The sequence below is a fragment of the Kitasatospora sp. NPDC088742 genome (genome assembly GCF_055584905.1).
The window spans coordinates 58,526-76,791 of sequence record NZ_JBVJLD010000042.1 but is presented as its reverse complement, the minus strand read 5'-3'; the positions used below and the strand labels follow the sequence as shown (position 1 = coordinate 76,791).

At 74.5% G+C, this 18,266-nt stretch carries 18 protein-coding genes; 12 read left to right on the top strand and 6 right to left on the bottom strand.

Annotation, left to right across the window (positions count from 1 at the left end):
* Positions 1-135 precede the first annotated feature (135 nt).
* Positions 136-975, bottom strand: a complete 840-nt coding sequence (locus tag ACZ6ZR_RS28145) for a pentapeptide repeat-containing protein (RefSeq protein WP_465646944.1) — start codon at positions 973-975, stop codon at positions 136-138.
* A 174-nt stretch (positions 976-1,149) separates the two neighbouring features.
* On the bottom strand, positions 1,150-2,151 hold the full coding sequence (locus ACZ6ZR_RS28140; RefSeq protein WP_465646934.1) for a polysaccharide deacetylase family protein: 1,002 nt from the start codon (positions 2,149-2,151) through the stop codon (positions 1,150-1,152).
* Positions 2,152-2,644: 493 nt separating this feature from the next.
* Between ACZ6ZR_RS28140 and ACZ6ZR_RS28135 the strand changes: the two genes are divergently transcribed.
* From ACZ6ZR_RS28135 to ACZ6ZR_RS28115, 5 genes are all read left to right on the top strand, one after another.
* Positions 2,645-2,902 carry a hypothetical protein gene (locus ACZ6ZR_RS28135; protein ID WP_465646932.1) on the top strand — a complete coding sequence of 86 codons (258 nt, stop codon included), beginning with the start codon at positions 2,645-2,647 and terminating at the stop codon, positions 2,900-2,902.
* A 261-nt stretch (positions 2,903-3,163) separates the two neighbouring features.
* Entirely contained in the window at positions 3,164-3,949 is a 786-nt protein-coding gene (locus ACZ6ZR_RS28130) for a polysaccharide deacetylase family protein (protein ID WP_465646931.1), read from the top strand.
* Positions 3,942-5,114: a glycosyltransferase gene (locus tag ACZ6ZR_RS28125; RefSeq protein WP_465646929.1), complete on the top strand. Its 1,173-nt coding sequence runs from the start codon at positions 3,942-3,944 to the stop codon at positions 5,112-5,114. The genes ACZ6ZR_RS28130 and ACZ6ZR_RS28125 overlap by 8 nt, the downstream gene beginning before the upstream one ends.
* Before the next feature lie 37 nt (positions 5,115-5,151).
* Positions 5,152-5,808 carry a sugar transferase gene (locus ACZ6ZR_RS28120; RefSeq protein ID WP_465646927.1) on the top strand — a complete coding sequence of 219 codons (657 nt, stop codon included), beginning with the start codon at positions 5,152-5,154 and terminating at the stop codon, positions 5,806-5,808.
* A 151-nt stretch (positions 5,809-5,959) separates the two neighbouring features.
* Positions 5,960-6,571 (top strand): acetyltransferase, encoded by a 612-nt coding sequence (locus ACZ6ZR_RS28115; RefSeq protein WP_465646925.1) that lies wholly within the window; start codon positions 5,960-5,962, stop codon positions 6,569-6,571.
* A gap of 27 nt (positions 6,572-6,598) precedes the next feature.
* Here the strand turns inward: ACZ6ZR_RS28115 and ACZ6ZR_RS28110 are convergent, their stop codons facing one another.
* Complete coding sequence (locus ACZ6ZR_RS28110; RefSeq protein WP_465646923.1) at positions 6,599-7,036, bottom strand: hypothetical protein; 438 nt, start codon at positions 7,034-7,036, stop codon at positions 6,599-6,601.
* 30 nt (positions 7,037-7,066) lie between these two features.
* Here ACZ6ZR_RS28110 and ACZ6ZR_RS28105 point away from each other — a divergent pair, with 30 nt between their 5' ends.
* Positions 7,067-7,567: an NUDIX hydrolase gene (locus tag ACZ6ZR_RS28105; RefSeq protein WP_465646921.1), complete on the top strand. Its 501-nt coding sequence runs from the start codon at positions 7,067-7,069 to the stop codon at positions 7,565-7,567.
* A 19-nt stretch (positions 7,568-7,586) separates the two neighbouring features.
* On the opposite strand, the gene ACZ6ZR_RS28100 is transcribed toward ACZ6ZR_RS28105, so the two are convergent.
* Both ACZ6ZR_RS28100 and ACZ6ZR_RS28095 read right to left on the bottom strand, forming a co-directional pair.
* On the bottom strand, positions 7,587-8,516 hold the full coding sequence (locus ACZ6ZR_RS28100; protein ID WP_465646919.1) for an NAD-dependent epimerase/dehydratase family protein: 930 nt from the start codon (positions 8,514-8,516) through the stop codon (positions 7,587-7,589).
* Between the two features lie 134 nt (positions 8,517-8,650).
* Positions 8,651-9,100 (bottom strand): PTS-dependent dihydroxyacetone kinase phosphotransferase subunit DhaM, encoded by a 450-nt coding sequence (locus ACZ6ZR_RS28095; RefSeq protein ID WP_465646942.1) that lies wholly within the window; start codon positions 9,098-9,100, stop codon positions 8,651-8,653.
* 308 nt (positions 9,101-9,408) lie between these two features.
* Here ACZ6ZR_RS28095 and ACZ6ZR_RS28090 point away from each other — a divergent pair, with 308 nt between their 5' ends.
* The 3 genes from ACZ6ZR_RS28090 (at position 9,409) to ACZ6ZR_RS28080 (ending at position 12,279) form a co-directional block, all read left to right on the top strand.
* On the top strand, positions 9,409-9,627 hold the full coding sequence (locus ACZ6ZR_RS28090) for a DUF397 domain-containing protein (RefSeq protein ID WP_465646917.1): 219 nt from the start codon (positions 9,409-9,411) through the stop codon (positions 9,625-9,627).
* Positions 9,628-10,332: 705 nt separating this feature from the next.
* The gene (locus ACZ6ZR_RS28085; RefSeq protein ID WP_402302554.1) at positions 10,333-10,827 is read left to right on the top strand and encodes a hypothetical protein; all 495 of its coding nucleotides are present in this window, start codon (positions 10,333-10,335) and stop codon (positions 10,825-10,827) included.
* A gap of 306 nt (positions 10,828-11,133) precedes the next feature.
* A complete protein-coding gene (locus ACZ6ZR_RS28080) occupies positions 11,134-12,279 on the top strand; it encodes an acyl-CoA dehydrogenase family protein (RefSeq protein WP_465646915.1) in 1,146 nt (381 codons plus the stop codon).
* A 172-nt stretch (positions 12,280-12,451) separates the two neighbouring features.
* Here ACZ6ZR_RS28080 and ACZ6ZR_RS28075 read toward each other — a convergent pair whose 3' ends face one another.
* Complete coding sequence (locus tag ACZ6ZR_RS28075) at positions 12,452-13,591, bottom strand: aminoglycoside phosphotransferase family protein (RefSeq protein ID WP_465646913.1); 1,140 nt, start codon at positions 13,589-13,591, stop codon at positions 12,452-12,454.
* 435 nt (positions 13,592-14,026) lie between these two features.
* Between ACZ6ZR_RS28075 and ACZ6ZR_RS28070 the strand changes: the two genes are divergently transcribed.
* The 3 genes from ACZ6ZR_RS28070 (at position 14,027) to ACZ6ZR_RS28060 (ending at position 18,256) form a co-directional block, all read left to right on the top strand.
* Positions 14,027-15,499 carry a DNA-binding protein NsdB gene (locus tag ACZ6ZR_RS28070; RefSeq protein WP_465646911.1) on the top strand — a complete coding sequence of 491 codons (1,473 nt, stop codon included), beginning with the start codon at positions 14,027-14,029 and terminating at the stop codon, positions 15,497-15,499.
* A gap of 299 nt (positions 15,500-15,798) precedes the next feature.
* On the top strand, positions 15,799-17,217 hold the full coding sequence (locus ACZ6ZR_RS28065) for a HEAT repeat domain-containing protein (protein WP_465646909.1): 1,419 nt from the start codon (positions 15,799-15,801) through the stop codon (positions 17,215-17,217).
* 325 nt (positions 17,218-17,542) lie between these two features.
* Positions 17,543-18,256 carry a DUF1775 domain-containing protein gene (locus ACZ6ZR_RS28060; RefSeq protein WP_465646907.1) on the top strand — a complete coding sequence of 238 codons (714 nt, stop codon included), beginning with the start codon at positions 17,543-17,545 and terminating at the stop codon, positions 18,254-18,256.
* The last annotated feature ends 10 nt before the right edge of the window (positions 18,257-18,266 follow it).

Here is an 18,266-nt window from a genome sequence, read left to right as displayed (position 1 = left end):
GCGCCGGGCTGGCCCGGCTGCTGATGGTGATGCTGGGCCTGGAGTCGATCCGCGAGGCGGTCTTCCTGTTCCGGGGGCCGAACAGGCTCACCCCCTGACGGCGTTCCTCGGCCCCCGCACGGGGGCCGAGGGCGCTCAGCCCCAGTGCGCCGGGCGCTCCAGACCGGCCGGGAGGGCGGTGGCGGCGTCGCCCCGGGCGGCGTTCAGCTGGGACTGCGTCAGGAACAGAGCACCCGTCAGGTCCGCCCCCGCCAGGTTGGCGTCCCGCAGGTCGGCGCCGATCAGGTCCGCCTCGCGCAGGTCCGCCTTCCGCAGGTCCGCCGCGATCAGGTAGGCGCCGCGCAGGTTGGCACCCCGGAGCTTGGCCTCCGCCAGGCGGGCCCCGATCAGGTCGGCACCCCGGTGGTTGCGCTTCTTGCCGGGCACGGCGGCCCGGTACAGCTCACTGGCGCGCAGCAGCGTCTCGCTGACCCGCTGACGCACCGTCGGCACGTCCACCGCCAGCACCTCGGCCGGCGTCCCCCTGGTCAGCCCGCCGACCTCCGCCAGCTCCGCCTCCAGCTCGGCCCGTACGGCGCCCAGCCGGGGCAGCGCGGCGGCCTCGGTCAGGTACCGCAGCAGCTCGTGCAGCTGCCGCACCACCGGGAACACCTCGAACATCTCGGCGGCGCTCGACGGGTCCTCCCGCCAGCTCCGGCCGCCGTAGGTCAGCTGGGAGACCTTCTGGCCGGCCCCGAGGCAGTCGAAGACGGTGCAGCCGGTGAAGCCCGAGCCCCGCAGCTTGGTGTGGATCCCGCACCGGAAGTCCTCCTGGAGGTTCCGGCACGGCGTCCCGGCGGGCTTGTTCACCGCGAAGTCCGCCGACTTCGCGAACGGCAGGGCCACACAGCACAGCCCGAAACAGTTCGCACAGTCGGACACCAGCTCAAGGCTCTCGGACACCACGGACGCACTCCCAGCACAACAACACGACAGGACAACCCGCCCATGGTAAATCCGGGGGCGCGGGGAACCGCGCGCAGCGGTAGGCGGCTCACCTGCAACTAGTGCCGTGCCCGGCAAGGTCTGCCCCTTCGCGCCCCGCGGCGGAGCCGCAAATCAGCAGAGCCTCGCGCCCCTGGGGCGCTGCCCTGCCGGGCATGTGCCCCGTCAGTCGGCGACCGCAGGTCTGCCGCAGAGGCGCTGCACGGCCGGCTCCAGCCCCGACAGGATGGTGTCGAAGCGGCGGGCGCTGGTGGTGCAGTCGACCTGGAGGCGGCTGATCCGGAGGGGGTGCTCGGGGAGCCGGGGCCCCAGGCGGTGGTCGGAGAGGAAGCCGAGGCGGTAGCCGAGCTGGCGGAGCAGGGTGTCGGCGCGGGGGTCGTAGCCGCCGTTCGGGTAGGCGAAGGCGGTCGGTGCCTCGCCGAGCCAGCCGCTGAGGGCCCGGTGGGCGCCGGTGATCTCCGCGTCCACGGTGGCGTCGTCGCACTGGCTGAGGCACGGGTGCCCCAGCGTGTGGTTGCCGATCGCCACCTGACCGTCCCTCAGCGCCCGCAGGTCCGCGGGGGAGAGCTGCTGCTGCCCCGGCGGCCGCCGGTGGGCGCTGACCCGCAGCTCGGCGAGGCTGCGCCGCCGGTCCGGGTCGGGCAGGGTCTTCAGGCGGGCGAGCAGCTGGTCCGGCCGGGCCAGGCTGCGCAGCGAGCGGGCCTGGCCGCCGTTGCGGGCCAGGAAGGCGGCCTCGTGCCACCAGAAGGGGCGCTCGGTGCCGATCAGCTCGGCGATCACGAAGGCGGCGGCCGGGATCCCACGGGCCGTCAGCTCGGGAAGGGCGTGGGTGAGCACGGTGCGGTCGGCGTCGTCGAAGGTGATGAGCACCGAGCGGGGCGGCAGCGGGCGCCCCTCGGCGATCGAGCGCTCGACGTCCTGGAGCGAGACCGGGGTGGCCAGCCGGCGCAGCCGGTCGAGCTGGGCGCCGAAGGAGCCGGGGTCGGTCACCCCGTGGTAGGCGAGCACGGCGAGCCGCTGGGCGGCGCGGGCGCGGAACAGCGGCTGGGCGGGTGAGAAGCGCAGCCAGCCGCCGCGGTCGCGGTCGGCCGGGCCGTCGGTGCCGTCGGTGGCGGGAACGGCAGGGACGGTCACGGACGGTGTGCTGTCGGTGGGACGGCTGGTCATGGTGGTGACAGTGGTGTCGGACTGCGGCACTGGGCCCCCCTCGGTCGCCGGTGCGGCGTGGCGGTACCACCGGGGCGCCCTGACCGTGCCCCGGCTGCCGTGGCGCGGCGGCGCCGCCCTCGGCCCGGCCGACCGTGGTGGGGACTCCCAACCCGGGCCACGGTCGGCCTGCATCGCTGACCGGACGGCCGGCAACCGGCGGGAACGTCTCGGACGCTGCTCCTGCACGCGCCCCGCCGGGTGCCGGACTGCCCGGCGTACTGCTCGGCCCGCACCTGCGACCGCCGGGTGTGTGGGCACCCGGCGGACCGCACGGGCGGGCCTGGATCTGGATCGTTCAATGTAGTGGAGACGGCCGACGGCCACCGATGGTTGTACGGCCTTCGGCAAGATTTCGCGGCAGCGCGCGGAGGGTACCCGGGGCGTGCGGGAGTGCGCCGGGAGCGTGTTCCCCGGCTCCCGTCCGCCGGCCGGCGGGTATACCTTGGGTGGCATGAGCGAGACGGAACGTGATCATGACGGCGCGGCGGCCAGGCTGTTCGGTGGTGCCGCCCTGCACCGCCACCAGCTCCCGCTGACCGCCGTCGGCGCGGCTTGCATCGCGATGGGCATCGTCACCGCCGTGCTGGTCCCGGACAGCGACGGCCCGGCCTGGGTGATGGCGGTGGCCGGCTGCCTGGCCACCGGGGTCCTGCTGCTGGCCCGGGTCGCCGTCGCCCGCCTCCGCCCGCACGGCCGCACCGCGCTCTGACGCGTCCACGCACGGACGCCGGGCACACCGTGACACCTCCGGTACGGCCGGGTGCCGGATTGTGATCGGACCGGCCGATTTTCGGCCTACCTTCCCTTTTCTTTCACAAGTTCCCGGCACCAGCCCCACGCATCCCCCTAGTCTGGGCTCGCCCGGCAGCCGACCGCTGCCGGGCGCAAGGCCACTTGTGCCGCCGGGGAGGGTGGCACCGAGGGGGGAACGATGGTGGGCAGTGCCGTGTCCGGAGGCATCCGGGGCAGGGTGAAACAGCAGTTGGCGCGGGCAGCCGGGGCCGTCCCCGGCGAAGGCGCCACGGTGCTGATCTACCACCGGGTCGGTGGCGGCTCCAGCGACGAACTCGACGTCGCCACGGCCGACTTCACCGCGCAGATGGACCTGCTGGCCGAGCTGCCGCCCGGCCGGGTGGTCGGCCTGGACGAGGCCGCCGACCGGCTCGCGGCCGGCCGCCGGAGCCCCAGCACGGTGATCACCTTCGACGACGGCTTCGCCGACGTGTACGAGAACGCCTGGCCGCTGCTCCGGGAGCGCGGCCTGCCCTTCACCATCTACCTGGCCAGCGGCCAGGTCGGCGGCCCGATGCGCTGGGAGGGCTCCACCGCCAAGGAGACCGGCGCGGCCGGGCTGAGCTGGGACCAGCTGCGCGAGCTGACCGCCTCCGGCCTGTGCACGGTGGCCAACCACACCCGCACCCACGTCCGTCCCGAGCTGCTCTCCACCGACGAGCTGGACGGGTGCAACGACGACATCGAGGAGCGCCTCGGCGTCCGGCCGAAGCACTTCGCCTACACCTGGGGCGTGCCCGTCCCGCACCTGGACGCCGCCCTGCGGGCCCGCTTCCGCACCTCGGCCACCGGCCAGGTCGGCCGCAACCTGCCCGGCTTCGACCCGGCCCGGTTCTGCCGGGTGCCGGTCCGGCGCACCGACCCGATCGACTTCTACCGGGCCAAGCTCTACGGCCGCCTGATACCCGAACGGGCCTACGCCCGGATCGTGGCCACCGCGAAGAAGGTCGGCGCCCGTGCCTGACGCCCTGTCACCCCGCCTGCGCGGCCCGCACGGCCGCCCGCTGAGGGTCGCCCACCTCACCACCGTCGACATGAGCCTCCAGCTGCTGCTGGCCACCGAGCTCAAGGTGGACCTGGAGGCCGGCTTCGAGACCTACGGCATCAGCGCCCCCGGCCCCTACGTCGAGCAGCTCACCGCGATCGGCGTCCGCCACGAGCCGCTGCACGCGCTGACCCGCGCCTGGGAGCCCAAGGCGGACCTGGCCGCCGCCCGCGAACTGCTCGCGGTGCTGCGCCGGATCGAGCCCGACGTGCTGCACACCCACAACCCCAAGACCGGCGTCATGGGCCGCGTGCTCGGCCGACTCGCCGGGGTCCCCGTGGTGGTCAACACCTGCCACGGCCTCTGGGCCCAGGCCCACGACCCGATCGCCAAGCGGGCCTTCGTGCTCGGCGCCGAGGCCTTCGCGGCCCGCTTCTCGCACGCCGAGCTCTACCAGAACGGCGAGGACCGCAAGACCCTCGCCCGCGCCGTCCCGGCCCGCCGCTCCCGGGTGGTGGGCAACGGCGTGGACCTCTCCCGGTTCGGCGACGACCCGGCCGCCCGGGCCCGGATCAGGGCCGGACTCGGCGTCGAGGACGACGAGCTGCTGGTCGGCGGCGTGGGCCGCCGGGTGGCCGAGAAGGGCATCGTCGAGTACGCCGAGGCGGCCCGCGCACTGGCCGGAAAGGCCCGGTTCGTCTGGGTCGGCCCGCAGGACGCGGACAAGCCGGACGCGCTGGCCGAGGAGGAGCAGGGCGTCGAGTTCCTCGGCAGCCGCTCCGACATGCCGCAGGTCTACGCCGCGCTCGACGTCTTCGTACTCCCCTCCTACCGGGAGGGGTTCTCCCGATCCGCCATGGAGGCCGCCGCCAGCGGCCTGCCGATGGTGCTGAGCGACATCCGCGGCTGCCGGGAGATCGGCACCCACGGCGAGCACCTGCTGCTCACCCCGCCCGGCGACGCCCGGGCCCTCACCACCGCGCTCGGCCGGCTCCTCACCGAGCCCGGCCTGCGTGAGCAGCTGGGCGCGGCCGCCCGTCGCCGCGCCCTGGCCACGTTCGACCAACGCGCCGTCGCGCGGGTCTCGCTCGAGACCTACGCCGCGGTGGCCAGAGCCAAGCGGTTGGCCTGGCCGGTCGGCTGACGCCACCTCACCACCACACCCGCTGGGGGAGAAGAAGATGAAACGAGGGGGGGACCTCGTGGTCACCGTACTGGCGGGGAGCATCGCGCTCCCGCTGGGACTGGTGATCGCGATCCTGATCCGCTGCACCATGGGCGGCCCGGTGATCTTCCGTCAGACCCGGACCGGCCGGGACGGCCGGGAGTTCAGCATCCTGAAGTTCCGCACCATGAGGGACATGCGCTACCCGGACGAGCCGGACGCTCCCCGGATCACCCGACTCGGGGACCTGCTCCGCAAGACCAGTCTCGACGAGCTGCCGCAGCTGTGGAACGTGGTGCGCGGCGACATGGGCGTGATCGGGCCCCGGCCCACCCTGCCGGAGCAGGTCGTCCACTACACCGAGCGGCAGCGCGGCCGTCTCGCCATCCGGCCCGGCCTCACCGGCTGGGCCCAGGTCAAGGGCCGCAACTCCATCACCTGGCCCCAGCGGATCGAGCTGGACCTGGAGTACATCGCCAAGCGCTCGCTCGCCCTGGACGTCCGGATCCTGGCCATGACCGCCCGGATGCTCCTGCGCCCCACCGGCATCACGGCCGCCGGCGGCGTCAACCCCGGTTTCCCCACCCCGGTCGTCCCGGCGACCACCACCACCCGGATCGTCCTGCCCCGGCAGGCCACCGGCCCGCGCATCCCGGTCGAGGAAGCCTCCTGACCGGGCGTCAACCGAGCGTCACCCGTGCCCCGGTGCCCTCAGCGCACCGGGGCACGGCCGTGCCCGCCGGAGGCGGTAGCTTCCTTCCCACGCCGCACCGCCTCGCCGGAGGCGGCCGCGCACGTCCCCGAGTTCCCCGAGAGGACCCCTGATGACCGACCCGCTGTGGATCGCCGGAGCCGGCGGCGTCGGCCGCGAGGCGCTGGACACCGCCCTCGCCGCCGGCGTCCCGGTGGCCGGATTCCTCGACGACCGGGCGCAGGGCGGCACCGTCCGCGGCCTCCCGGTGCTGGCGCCCGGTCAGCTCCGGCCCGGCGCGCCGTACTTGATCGGCATCGCCGACCCCGGGGTGCGGGAGCGGCTGGCCGCGGTGCTGGACGGCCTCGGCGGCGTGGCCGCCACGCTGGTGCACCCCCGGGCGATCGTCGCCCCGGAGACCACGCTGGGCCCCGGCTGCCTGGTGATGGGCGGGGCGTACGTCTCCAGCAACGTCCGGATCGGGCCGCACAGCCAGGTGCACTACAACGCGACGGTCGGCCACGACACCGTGCTGACCGAGCTGGTGACGGTCTATCCGGGCGGCAACGTCTCCGGCTCCGTGCACGCCGGGCCCGGCGCCACCGTCGGCAGCAACGCCGTGGTGCTCCAGGGCCGCAAGCTCGGCCGGCTGGCCTTCGTCGGCGCCGCCGCCGTGGTCACCCGGGACGTCCCGGACGGCACCACCGTGGTCGGCTCCCCGGCCCGCCCGCTGCGGACCAGCTGAGACCGGGCGTTCCGGGCGGGCCGGGGCCTACCCGGCGGTCCCGGCCGCGGCCTCCTCCGCCCGCAGCCGTTCCCGGGTGGCCAGCCCCGCCGCGTGCTCCCGCAGCTCGGGGATCAGCGCCCGCAGCTCGGGGTGGTCGTCCCGAGGCTCCAGACCGTCACCGTCGCCGGCAGGTCGCCGAACTGCTGCCGGGTATGGCCGAGTTCGACCAGGAGCGCGGCGTCCCCGGTCGCGGAGGCCAGGGCCACCGCGTACCGGAGCAGCTCCGCCGGCCGGCCGGCCGAGCTCCCGCTCCCGCCCGACGAACACCCGCCCGCTCGGCGGAAGCCCGTTCAGCGCGGTCCGCGCCTGTGGCCGGGCCACCAGGTTGACCTGTCCGACCGTCCCGGCCTGGACGACCGTACCGATCCTGGCCTGACCGTCGATCAGGTTCCGCACGCCCTCCGGGGACGGGTGGGAGTCCATGCACACCCCCGGACGGCATAGGGTCGGCCCATGGCTATTCCTTCCTTCCTGGCGGAGCTGCGCTCCCTCGTCGGCACCCGTCCGCTCTGGCTCACCGGTGTCGGCGCCGTGGTGCGTGACGGGGAGGGCCGGGTGCTGCTCAACCGCCGCAGCGACTCCGGCCGTTGGGGGATCGTCGGCGGCATCCTCGACCCGGGGGAGCAGCCCGCGGAGGGGCTGGTCCGCGAGGTGTTCGAGGAGACCGGCGTGGTGGCGGAGCCCGAGATGCTCAGCGCCGTCACGGTCTCCCCGATGATGAGCTACCCGAACGGGGACCAGGCCCAGTACCTCGATCTGACCTTCCGCTGCCGCGCCGTCTCCGGCGAGGCCAGGGTGAACGACGACGAGTCCCTGGAGGTCCGTTGGTTCACCCTGGCCGAGCTGGCGGAGTTGGAGCTGGACGACTACGTCCGCTACCGGCTCGAACTGGCCCTGGCCGGCAAGGCCGAGGCGGCCTTCACCTTCACCCCCGGCACCGGCGACCCGGCCTGACGGACCGCCGGGGGCGCGGTCAGAGCGTGCGGAACCACTCCACCGTGCGCTCCAGCCCCTCCCGCAGCGGCACCGGCACGACCTCGGGGAACAGCTCGCGCAACCTGGCGTTGTCCGCCTGGGAGTCGCGGACGTCGCCGGGCCGGGGGTCGGTGTGCTCGACCGCCGGGGCCTCGCCGAGCACCTCGCCCAGCAGGCCGATCAGTTCGAGCAGCGAGGTGCGGGTGCCGAAGGCCAGGTTGACCGGGTCGGCGTGCACCACCTTGCGCACCACGGCCTCGCTGATCACCTGGGCGACGGTGCCGACGTAGGTGAAGTCCCGGCTCTGGCTGCCGTCGCCGTGCACGGTGAGCGGCCGCCCGGCCAGCGCGGCGTCCAGGAAGGCCGGGACCACGGCGGCGTAGGCGTGCCCGGCCGGCTGGAGCGGGCCGAAGACGTTGAAGAAGCGCAGCGGCAGCACACCCAGCCCGTAGCAGTGGTGGAAGGCCGTCAGGTACGCCTCGGTGGCCAGCTTGCTGACCGCGTACGGGCTCATCGGCGCCGTCCGCATGGTCTCCCGCTTGGGCAGCTCGCGGTTGGCCCCGTAGACCGAGGACGAGGAGGCGGCGACCACGTGGCCGACTCCGGCCCGGCGGGCCGCCTGCAGCACCTCCAGGGTGCCGGTCGCGTTGGCGTGGTGGCTGGCCAGCGGATCGGCCACCGAGCGCGGCACCGAGGGCAGCGCGGCCAGGTGCACCACCGCGTCGGCCCCGGCGAAGGCCTCGTCGAGCAGCGCCGGGTCCAGGATGGTTCCCTCGTACAGTGTCACGTCGACACCGTCCAGGTTGGCCTTGCTGCCGGTGCTCAGGTTGTCCACCGCCGCGACCTCGGCCACCTCGGGCCGGTCCAGCAGCGCGCGGACCAGATTGGCCCCGATGAAACCGGCCCCGCCGGTGACGACCACCCTCATGCGTCGTACTCCCCCCACCTGTCGGCCCGGGGTCTCCCGCCCCGGGCGCACTGCGCCGCATCGTAGCGACGGACCCGGGCCCACGTGCCCTGAACGGCCCAGATCGCCCTGGACGCGGGACGGCTGACCGGTCGTCAGAGCTTGCGTTGGCGGTACATCTCCTCGGCCGCGTCCAGCACGGCGGCCAGGTCACCACCGGCCGAGGCGGTGGCCACGGCCGCCACCGCGCCCTCCACGAACGGGGCGTCGGCCAGCCGGACGGGGAAGGGCAGGCCGTGCTCGTCCGCCGCGGCCAGCAGCGCCCGTACGGTGCCGACCGCGCTGCCCAGGTCGGCCAGCACCGCCACCCCGTGCCCCTGGTCCACCCGCCGGGCGGCGGCCGCGACCAGCACCGCGCTGGTGCCCAGGCCGTCCGCCAGGCTCCCGCCGGTGGCGGCCACCGGCGCCGGGTCGGCGCTCCTGGTCAGCCCGGTGGCCAGCGAGGCCACCGCCTCGGCCAGCCGCTGGCTGTGCGAGACCAGCACCACGCCCACCCGGCCGACCTGCCCGGGCCCGCCCGGCCGGGGCGGGGGAGCCGCCGCCACGGGGGCCGGGTGCGGGGCGGAGGGGGCCTGTGAGATGGGGATCACATCGGCCCGGGGGTCCTCCCGGCGGTCCATGGCTGCTCCTCGGGGCCTGCGCGGTGCGCGGTCTGACGGGTCGTGGGACCAACCCTCTCGCAGCCGCCGCCCGCGCGCAGCCCCATTCGGGCGGCGGCTCCTAGCACAGCGCGCCCGTACACCGCACCCGAACGGCTCATCTGCCCCTCGGGGGACGGGGGTTGACGGCAAGCGCCGCCCGGGCCGGGAGTGCTGGCTACGCTGGGCCTTCGTCCGACAGAGGGAGAGGGGACATGTCAGTGACCGAGGAGAAGAAGCCGAGCCTGGACCTGACGGGGGCCGAGTGGCTCTCCAGCAGCCAGGGGCCGGGGGACGTGCAGATCGCCTTCGTGGACGGCTACATCGCGATGCGGGACGGGCGCGAGCCGGACGGGCCGGTGCTGGTCTTCACGCCGGCCGAGTGGCGGGCCTTCGTCCTGGGCGCCCGGGACGGGGAGTTCGACCCGGTCTGAGCGGACACTCCGTCAGGTACCAGGACGGGTCGGCACTCCGTCAGATCGGGAGCGCGGCCGCAGGCCCCGGAGCACCGGAAAGAAATCTGATGGTCGGATAGTCGTTGACTGTTCGACAAGTAACAGCTCACAGTATGAGCAGACAGACGCCGTGCCCAACGCCCCCACGCGTCCAGGCACGGCGCCTGCTGTGCGGTCCGGCACGAGTGCCGGGCCTCCTCCCGTGTGAACCCCTGACGTACCTAGGTACGCGCCGCCGGGAGGGATGGCCCCGGGGTCGAGAGCGACTCGACCTTCGGTGCCGGTTGCCCGGTATCCGCACGCCCCCACGCGGCGGTCTACCGGGCAGGTTCGCGAGCTGCGACGGGCGGGGCCCCGCGAACCTGGCTTGTGTGTGTGAAAAACGAAGTGCGGTCTGTGGTCGTTCCTGCTCTGCTTGACGCTACTCGACGGTCGGTGGACAGCGGAAAACGCTTGGGCAGATGGTTCGGTGTGTCGCACGACTATGTGCAGTGAAGGAACGCGCACGTGGGCGCGCTGCGACAAGCCGCCCCCCGGTGGACCGATGCCCACAGCGGCTGTCGTGCTGAACCGAACGTAGCCCGGACGGTTGCTCAGAGTCAACATTGGTCTCTGAGCGTGGATCTCGGCCCGAGCGCCCACCCGCCCCGTGAGCAGGGCGTGACCGCACCGTACGATGGCGTCATGTCATTTCTCCGCCGCCGCTCCGGCACCCCCGCGGGCCCGGACTTCGACGTGCTCGCGATGGACCCGGGCGACTGGCCCGGTGACTTCGGCGCCATGATCATGAGCGGCCCGGACGGTGCCTGCCAGGGGATCTTCCTCCGGTACGACCTGTTCGGCGGCCGCGGCCCCGCGATGTTCATCGGCAACCTCCCCGAGGGCTCGCCGGCCCGCGACGCGGCCGACGGAGTTCCGTTCGAGATCCGTCAACTGCTCACCGCGCTGGAGAACGAGGAGCCGGTCGACTTCGTCTCGGCCGAGGACTTCCCGGTCATGCTCGGAGACGACCTGCTGATCGTCCGGAAGGTGAAGGTCAGTGAGGAGCGGGTGTTCTGCGCCCAGTTCGGCCGCAGCGACGGCGTCCAGGTGACCATCGCCTCCTGGGACCGCCCGATCGCGGACGACCTGTACCAGCTGCTCAAGCCGCTCCCGGCGGAGATGTTCCAGCAGGGCTGACGGTCCGGAGGTCCACCCTCCGGTCCTTGCTTGACGCTCGTGTTCGATGCTTCGTACAGTCACCGGCATGCCGCCCCGCCCGCTGCTGACCAGGCGCAGCTACCTCGACCTGCGGCGCACCGCGAGCGCGGTCTGTCCGGCCGGCTGAGGGGGAGTCACTCCTCCGGCGGTGTGCCCCGGGGGCCGAAAAACAGCCAATCTCCGGACTCGCCGCGTCCCAGGCTCTGGCGCGCCCTCCCGAGCGGGTGACGGCGCGTCGTCCGCAGTCCGCCGCGCACCACGCAGCCGCCCCGGAGGCACCCCGCCATGACCGTCACCGACGGCACCCCGTCCGTCCAGGACGCCCTCGCCCGCCTGCCCCGCGTGGTCGACCTGCTGGCCGCCCGCGCCGAGGAGCACGACCGGGACGCCACCTTCCCGTACCAGGGCATCGAGGCCGTGCACGAGGCCGGCCTGCTCACCCTCACCGTCGGCCGCCGCTACGGCGGACCAGGCGCCGGGCTGGCCGACACCGTCCAGCTGCTGGCCCAACTCGGCCGGGGCGACGCCTCGGTGGCCGTGCTCGCCGCCGACACCCTGCTGGTCCACGCCGAACAGGCCCGCACCGCGGGCTGGCCCGCCGCGCTCTACCGCCGGCTGCTGACCGAATCCCGCCGCGGCCCGGCCCTGCTCAACACCCTGCCGGGCGAGGCCGGTCCGCGCCCCGACACGGTGGCCCGCCGGGACGGCTCCGGCTGGCGGCTGACCGGCCGCAAGGGCTGGTGCGCCGGCGCCGAGGCACTGGCCTGGATGGCGGTCCGGGCCGGCACCGAGGAGGAGGTGCCGCGGACCGGCTGGTTCCTGGTCCGCGGGGACAGCCCGGGCATCGAACTCGACCCGGTCTGGGACCAGTTGGGCCTGCGGGCGGCGGGCGGCCAGGAGGTGCAGCTCAGCGAGGTCGCGGTGGCCGCCGACGCGGTGGTGGGCCTGGCGCCCGCCCGCCGGGCCGACCCGGCGGCGGAGGCCGCCGAACAGGTCGCCCGCGCCTGGCGCGAACTCGCCCTCTCCGCGGTGCACCTCGGGGTGGCCCGGGCCACCCAGCAGTGGCTGGTCACCTTCCTCGGCCGCCGCACCCCCGCCAACCTGACGGAGCCGCTCTCCACCCTGCCGCGGTACCGCGCCGCGGTGGCCGAGATCGAGGCCTCGCTGGTGGGCGCCGAGGAACTCCTGCACGGCCTGGCCGCCCGGATCGACCGGGGCGAGCGCTCGGCCGCCGCCCGGACCGGGGCGGCCCAGCTCCTGATCAACCGCGCCGCCACCGCCGCCGTCCAACAGGCCGTCACCCTCACCGGCAACCCCGGCCTCAGCCGGCGCCACCCCTTGGAGCGCCACCTCCGCGACCTCCTCACCGGCCGCACCCTCCTCCCGTCGGAGGACGCCACCCTCGACGACCTGGCCGACGGCCTGTTCTGAACCCCCGAAGGGGGTCAGGGGCGCGAGGAACCGCGCGAAGGGGAACGCGACGACCCGTGTGCCGGGTACGGACGCTCACTTGCAAGTGAATCTCCGTACCCGGCACACGGGTCTCGTACTTCCGCCTCGCGCGGTTCCCCGCGCCCCTAAACCCCGATGTGGTCCCGCCCCGTCAGCGGGTTCCCACCGCGGTGCGGACGGCGCGACGGGCGAGGGCGGCGTCGTCGTAGAGGCGGCGGATCATGATGCGCTGCTCCTCTCCGGCCCCCGGGACGTCGTGCAGGCGGATCTCCCGCATCAGGACCAGCACCAGGTTCACCAGGAACGCGTCCCGCGCCACCGTCCCGCCGGACTGCGCGAGCTGGCTGATCTGCCGCCGGGCCGCGCTGTCCCCGGAGAGGACGCTCCACAGGACCGCCAGGTCGTACCCGGGCAGGTACCAGCCGGCCTGCTCCCAGTCGACCAGCACCGGCCCGGAGGGCGCGAGCAGCAGGTTGCCGAGGAGCGCGTCGCCGTGGCAGAGCTGGAGCGGGGCCGAGGAGAGCCCGTGCAGCAGCGCCCGCAGGTCGCCCGCGTCCCGGTCGGTGAGCTGCCCGACCGAGTGGTAGCGGGAGATCTCCAGCTGGTAGTCGAGCGGCTTGCCGAAGACGTCCGTCGGCGGCCGCCAGAGGTTGAGCGAGCGGATCGAGCCGAGCACCGCGCGCAGCTCGCCCGGGGTGGGCGCGTTCACCGGGTGGCGCTCGCGGGCGGCCTGACGGCCCGGCACCCGCTCCATGACCAGGACGCAGCGGTCGTGGTCGGCGGCCACCAGCCGGGGGAGGCGGACCGGCGGACGGTGCCGGACGAAGGCCCGGTAGACCGCGATCTCGTGGTGGAAGCGCTCGATCAGCTGCTCCGAGTGCTCGCTCCGGAGCGCTTGCGGCGCCAGGCACTTGGCGACCACGGGGGCGCGGCCGATGGTGCCGGCGATGATGATGTGTCGGCTGCCTTCCCGCAGGACCTGGCGCGGGAGGAAGCCAGGGCATATCCGCGCGATGTTGGCGAGGACGGCCCGTACGGCCGGGGTCTGCAGGGCGGCCGGGTCGAGGCGGTCCGCGCCGCTCTCCAGCGGGCGGCCGCGGAGCAGCCGCTCGGAGCCGGGGCGGTTGCCGTACTGGTCGGTCTGGCGCGGCAGCAGGGCGCGGGCGGTGGCGAGGGCGCGGGGGTCGCGGATGGGGACCGGGCCGGGCCCGGGACGACCGCCGGCCGCGGTGGGGGGACGCAGCGCGGTGCGGGGCTGGGCGGGGGTGCCGGTGGTCGCTGAGGAGTACATGGGCTGGTGAGGGTCCCTTCCTGGCCGGCGGCTGGCCTCTGCCGGTGTCTGCTGCGGACTCCCCGGTGCGGCTGGGTGCCGCCGGGGCTGGAGGGTGGAGCGCAGGCGCCGGGCACGGAGCGGTGGGTCGGTGTCCGGCCCGCACCCTGGGGAGTGCGTGCCGTTCGCCTGCCCTGGCCATGCCCGGCGCCTGCGCGCCACCCGGCCGCGCCACCCCCTCGGATGAGGCCCCGGAACGGCCGTTGACGGTGCGTCAGGGCAGTCCCTGGGCCGTTTTCGGCGCTCCGACCCGTAGTCGGGGTGGCGCATCTCTACCTGACACCCGGCGGCCACTGGTGCACCATCTGGCGGACCCTGGCGAACCGTGGCGAATGGTCGCGCGGCATGTGCCAGCGCCATTACTGTCGTGCCAGCCGAGGATCCTGGGGGCTTCACGTGAGCAAGGGGCCGAACGCCAGATTCGCCGACCTCTTCGCCCTGACCGGCTGGTCCAAGGGTGAGTTGGCGAGGCTGGTGAACCGGCGGGGCGCGGCGATGGGCCAGCAGCAGCTGTCCACCGATACCTCGCGGGTGCGGCGCTGGATCGAGCAGGGGGAGGTCCCCCGCGACCCGGTGCCCAGAGTACTGGCTGCCGTGTTCACCGAGCGGCTCGGCCGTGTCGTCACCACTGAGGACCTCGGCCTCGAACGACACCGGCCCTCCAGGACCGGCAGCAGCAAGGAACCAGCCTGGGAGCCGGATCGCACGGCCGAGGTCCTCACCGAGTTCACGGGAATGGACCTCATGCTCAACCGACGAGGACTGGTGGGCGCGGGCACCGCGCTCACGGCGGGCGCCGTCATCGGCGACAACCTCTACGACTGGCTGCGCGGCGCCGACGTGGCGTACGCGGCCGAACGTCCGGGCCCCCGGACGATGGTGACCAGCTCCGACGGCAGAGCGGTGCTCGACGTCTACGAGCCCGGCCCGGTGGGGGACGACGAGGTGGCGGCGCTGGAGCGCTCGGTGGAGGTGTTCCGGGCCTGGGACGCGTCCCGGGGCGGTGGCCTCCAGCGCAAGGCGGTGGTCGGCCAACTCAACGAGGTCGGCGGCCTGTTGACCCACGACATCCGGCCGCAGGCCAAGCGCAGGCTCTGGCTGGTGGCCGCCAACCTGGCGGTGCTGGCCGGCTGGATGTCGCACGACGTCGGCCTGGAGCCCACCGCCCAGCGGTACTTCGTGATCGCCGCCCAGGCCGCCCGGGAGGCCGACGACCGGCCCCGGGCCGGCGAGGCGGTCTCCCGGGCCGCCCGGCAGATGCTCCACCTGGGCCGGGCCGACGACGCCCTCGAACTGATGCGGATGGCCCGGGCCGGCGCCGGCGGCCTGGTGCTCCCGCAGACCGAGGCGATGCTGCACACCGTGGAGGCCTGGGCGCAGGCCGCGCTCGGCCGGGCCGAGGTCACCCGGCGCCTGCTCGGCGAGGCCGAGGAGCTCTTCACCCGCTCCAGCGACCTGCCGGTCCCCAGCTGGATGGCCACCTTCGACGTGGCCGAGCTGCACGGCATGCAGGCCCTGGTCTACCGCACCCTGGCCGAGCACGACCCGGGCTGGGCCCGGCGGGCCGAGCACCACGTCCGGCAGGCGATGGACCAGCGGCACAAGACCGGCCGGGAGCGCTCCACCCTGCTGGACGAGATCACCCTGGCCTCCGTGCACTGGCTCTCCGACGAGCCCGAGGGCGCCCTCACCCACGCCAAGCTGGCGCTCAACTCCATCGGCCAGACCTCCTCGACCCGGACGTGGGACAGGCTCCGGGCCATGTACCGGCTCACCGCGCGGTACCGCGCGATGCCGGCGGTGGCCGAGCTGAGGTCCGAGATCGAGGCCGCTATGCCCGCCCCGCGCCGGGAGCCGGGCCTGGCCTGAGCCGCTCCGGGGCACCCACCGGAACTGACGGAGTGACAGCGGACGGACCGTCAACGGGCGGTCCGTCCGGCCCGGTGGGCAGACTCCGCCGCGTGGGTGCGGATCCCGTGGAGGTTTCCGTCGGCATCCGTCGGGACGGCCCGGCCCCGGGATGGCTTGATCGGCCCTGTGTGCGTAAGGGGCGGTCAGGCGGTAACCTTCGGTGGTTCCGGCGCCCGGGCGCCCATTGTTCGACCCTCCAGACCCCCGGCGACGGAAATCCCGTTGCCACCTAGACCGCCGCAACGGATGCTGACGTCATGTTCGAGCCAGTGATAGCGCCCAGTGCCAGCCTCCTCGGCCTCCTCCAGCGAGGCCGTGGTGACGGGCAACTGCATGCTCTCGCGGCCGACCGTCACGAGGCGGTCGCCGCCTTGGAGACCTGCGTCACCACCGATCCCCGGTCCGACTGGCAGGTCGAGAACCGTTCCCTCTACTACGCCCGGCTCTACATGGAGCTGGAGGCCCCGCTCACCGGCCTGGAGCTGCACCTGCACTCCGTCGAGGACACCCTCGACCCGGACGAGAGCCGCACCGGCCTGACCTTGGCCGTCCTCGGCCACCTGGCCGGATACGGCCGCCGGGACGCCCTCACCCTGCTCCGCAGCTACGTCTCCACCGGCAGCAACTGGGCCTGGGCCCTGGACGAGCTGGCGCTGCGCGACGACGACGAGCGCTCGCTGCTGGCGCTGGCCCCCTCGGTGCTGGGCCGCTTCCCGGCCGGCCCCGAGGGCGACGCCGCCCTCAGAGCCGCCGTCCGGGCCGCCTACGAGCCCCGCCCCTGGCGCCTCTGGGCCGCCCACCATCCCCGGATCGCCGCCGCGAGCGAGCAGTCCCCGTTCGACCTGTGGCAACGCCAGATGAACCGCAGCGGCGTCACCCCCGGCTGGAGCACCGGCGACGTCCTGGCCTGGGCCGACCAGCCCGAGCCCGGCGGCTCACCCGAGCGCCGCGCCGCCGCCGCCGCCCGCTGTCTGGCCGCCGTGGTCCGCCCCGAGGACCGCCACACCGTCCTCACCGCCGCCCGCGACGGCGCCCCCGGCGCCCGCACGGCCGCCCTCCGCTACCTGGTGGACCAGCAGGATCCCGAGGCGGCCGGCCTGATCGAGCTGGCCGCCGCCGACGTCGACGAGCGGGTCGTCGGCTCCGCCCTGTCCGAGCTGCGCCGCATGCGCGGCGCGGCCGCCCTGGAGCACGCCCGCCGCTGGGCCGACCCCGCCACCGGCGGAGCCGACAGCGCGCTCGGCGAGTCCGCCGTCCAACTCCTGGCCGACGCGGGTGAGCCCGCCGACGGCTCCCTGGTGGTGGCCGGCCTCCGCCGCTGGATCTCCTCCCGAGGGGTCGAGGGCAGCGGCCTGGGGACCTTGGTCGACGGTGTGGGGCGGCTGGCCGCCGCCGGAGCCGTCCCCGCCCTCCGCCACGTCTACGGCGAGGCCGCCTCCTCGGAGCTGCGCGGCCGGGCCGCGAAAGCCCTCTCCCTGACCGACCCGTACTTCGCCCGCGGCATCGCCGTCGAGTGCCTCTGGGACTGCGAAGAGGCCACCCGCGAACTCGCCGCCCGCCACGTCACCACCACCGGCGACGTCCGCGTCCTCGAACGCCTCCGCCGCCTGGCCGCCGACCCGGCCGAAGAAGCCGAGGTCCACACCATCATCCGCAGCCGCCTCACCGGCCACTGACGCCGCCTCGGGCCGCCCTCCGGGCCGCGCCGGACCGCGCTCGGACCGCCCGGAGGGCGGTCAGGGGCGCGAGGAACTGCGCGAATCGGAAAACACAGACCCGTGTGCCGGGTACGGACAGCCACTTGCAAGTGAGCCTCCGTACCCGGCACACGGGTCACTTTCTTCCGCCTCGCGCAGTTCCCCGCGCCCCCGGTGTGATCACTACCAACGCAGCGCCGCAGTTCCCCGCGCCCCCGGTGTGATCACTACCAACGCAGCGCCGCAGTTCCCCGCGCCCCCGAACCCCCAACGTTGCTCCGCCAGTAGCTGGCATCATGTCCTGGTGAACCGTCACCTCGCCCGTGCCGCCGCGCCGATAGCCGCCCTGGCCGCCGTGCTCCTCGCCGCCGCCCCGGCCTCCGCCCACACCGGGGTGACCTCGCAGCAGGCGCAGGCCCTGGCGGTGGACGCCGTGCTGGCGTTCAAGGCGGCGGGGGAGTCGGACACCGCCGGGATCGACGAGGTGCAGGTGGTGCTCCCGCAGGGCATCGGGCCGGCCGACGTGAGCCTGGTGAAGGCGCCGCAGGGGTGGGCCCTCAAGCCCGGGGCGGAGGGCTTCTCGGTGAGCGGGCCCGCGCTCGCGCCGGGGAAGGCCGCCGAGTACCAGGTGAAGGTCCGTCAGCTGCCGGACGCGCCGCAGCTCGCCTTCAAGACCCTGGTGATGTACGCCGACACCCAGGTCGACCGCTGGATCGAGATCCCGCAGAACGGCTCCGAGCCGAAGAACCCGGCCCCCGTCCTCAAGCTGGCCAAGGCCGCCCCCGGCGCCACCCCGCTCGCCACCGCGACGCCGTCCCCTTCGCCGTCGGCGTCTCCCACGCCGACCCCCGCCGGCTCCCCGTCGGCCGTTCCGAGCAGCGGCATGGCCGTGGTCCTGAACGTGGAGAAGGACACCGGCGCCGACTCCAACGGTCCGGTGATCATCGGTGCCGTGGTCGCGCTGCTGGTGATCACCGGTGGCGTGATCTGGTGGCGCCGCCGCTCCGGCGAGGGCTGAGCGGCGCCAC

Excerpts from the sequence above, each read along its gene's own strand:
- ACZ6ZR_RS28090 (WP_465646917.1), top strand. The coding sequence starts at position 9,409 with ATGTCAGTGACCGAGGAGAAGAAGCCGAGCCTGGACCTGACGGGGGCC.
- ACZ6ZR_RS28110 (WP_465646923.1), bottom strand. The coding sequence starts at position 7,036 with ATGGACTCCCACCCGTCCCCGGAGGGCGTGCGGAACCTGATCGACGGT.
- ACZ6ZR_RS28085 (WP_402302554.1), top strand. The coding sequence starts at position 10,333 with ATGTCATTTCTCCGCCGCCGCTCCGGCACCCCCGCGGGCCCGGACTTC.
- ACZ6ZR_RS28080 (WP_465646915.1), top strand. The coding sequence starts at position 11,134 with ATGACCGTCACCGACGGCACCCCGTCCGTCCAGGACGCCCTCGCCCGC.
- ACZ6ZR_RS28105 (WP_465646921.1), top strand. The coding sequence starts at position 7,067 with ATGGCTATTCCTTCCTTCCTGGCGGAGCTGCGCTCCCTCGTCGGCACC.
- ACZ6ZR_RS28140 (WP_465646934.1), bottom strand. The coding sequence starts at position 2,151 with ATGACCAGCCGTCCCACCGACAGCACACCGTCCGTGACCGTCCCTGCC.
- ACZ6ZR_RS28065 (WP_465646909.1), top strand. The coding sequence starts at position 15,799 with ATGTTCGAGCCAGTGATAGCGCCCAGTGCCAGCCTCCTCGGCCTCCTC.
- ACZ6ZR_RS28115 (WP_465646925.1), top strand. The coding sequence starts at position 5,960 with ATGACCGACCCGCTGTGGATCGCCGGAGCCGGCGGCGTCGGCCGCGAG.
- ACZ6ZR_RS28100 (WP_465646919.1), bottom strand. The coding sequence starts at position 8,516 with ATGAGGGTGGTCGTCACCGGCGGGGCCGGTTTCATCGGGGCCAATCTG.
- ACZ6ZR_RS28135 (WP_465646932.1), top strand. The coding sequence starts at position 2,645 with ATGAGCGAGACGGAACGTGATCATGACGGCGCGGCGGCCAGGCTGTTC.
- ACZ6ZR_RS28120 (WP_465646927.1), top strand. The coding sequence starts at position 5,152 with ATGAAACGAGGGGGGGACCTCGTGGTCACCGTACTGGCGGGGAGCATC.
- ACZ6ZR_RS28075 (WP_465646913.1), bottom strand. The coding sequence starts at position 13,591 with ATGTACTCCTCAGCGACCACCGGCACCCCCGCCCAGCCCCGCACCGCG.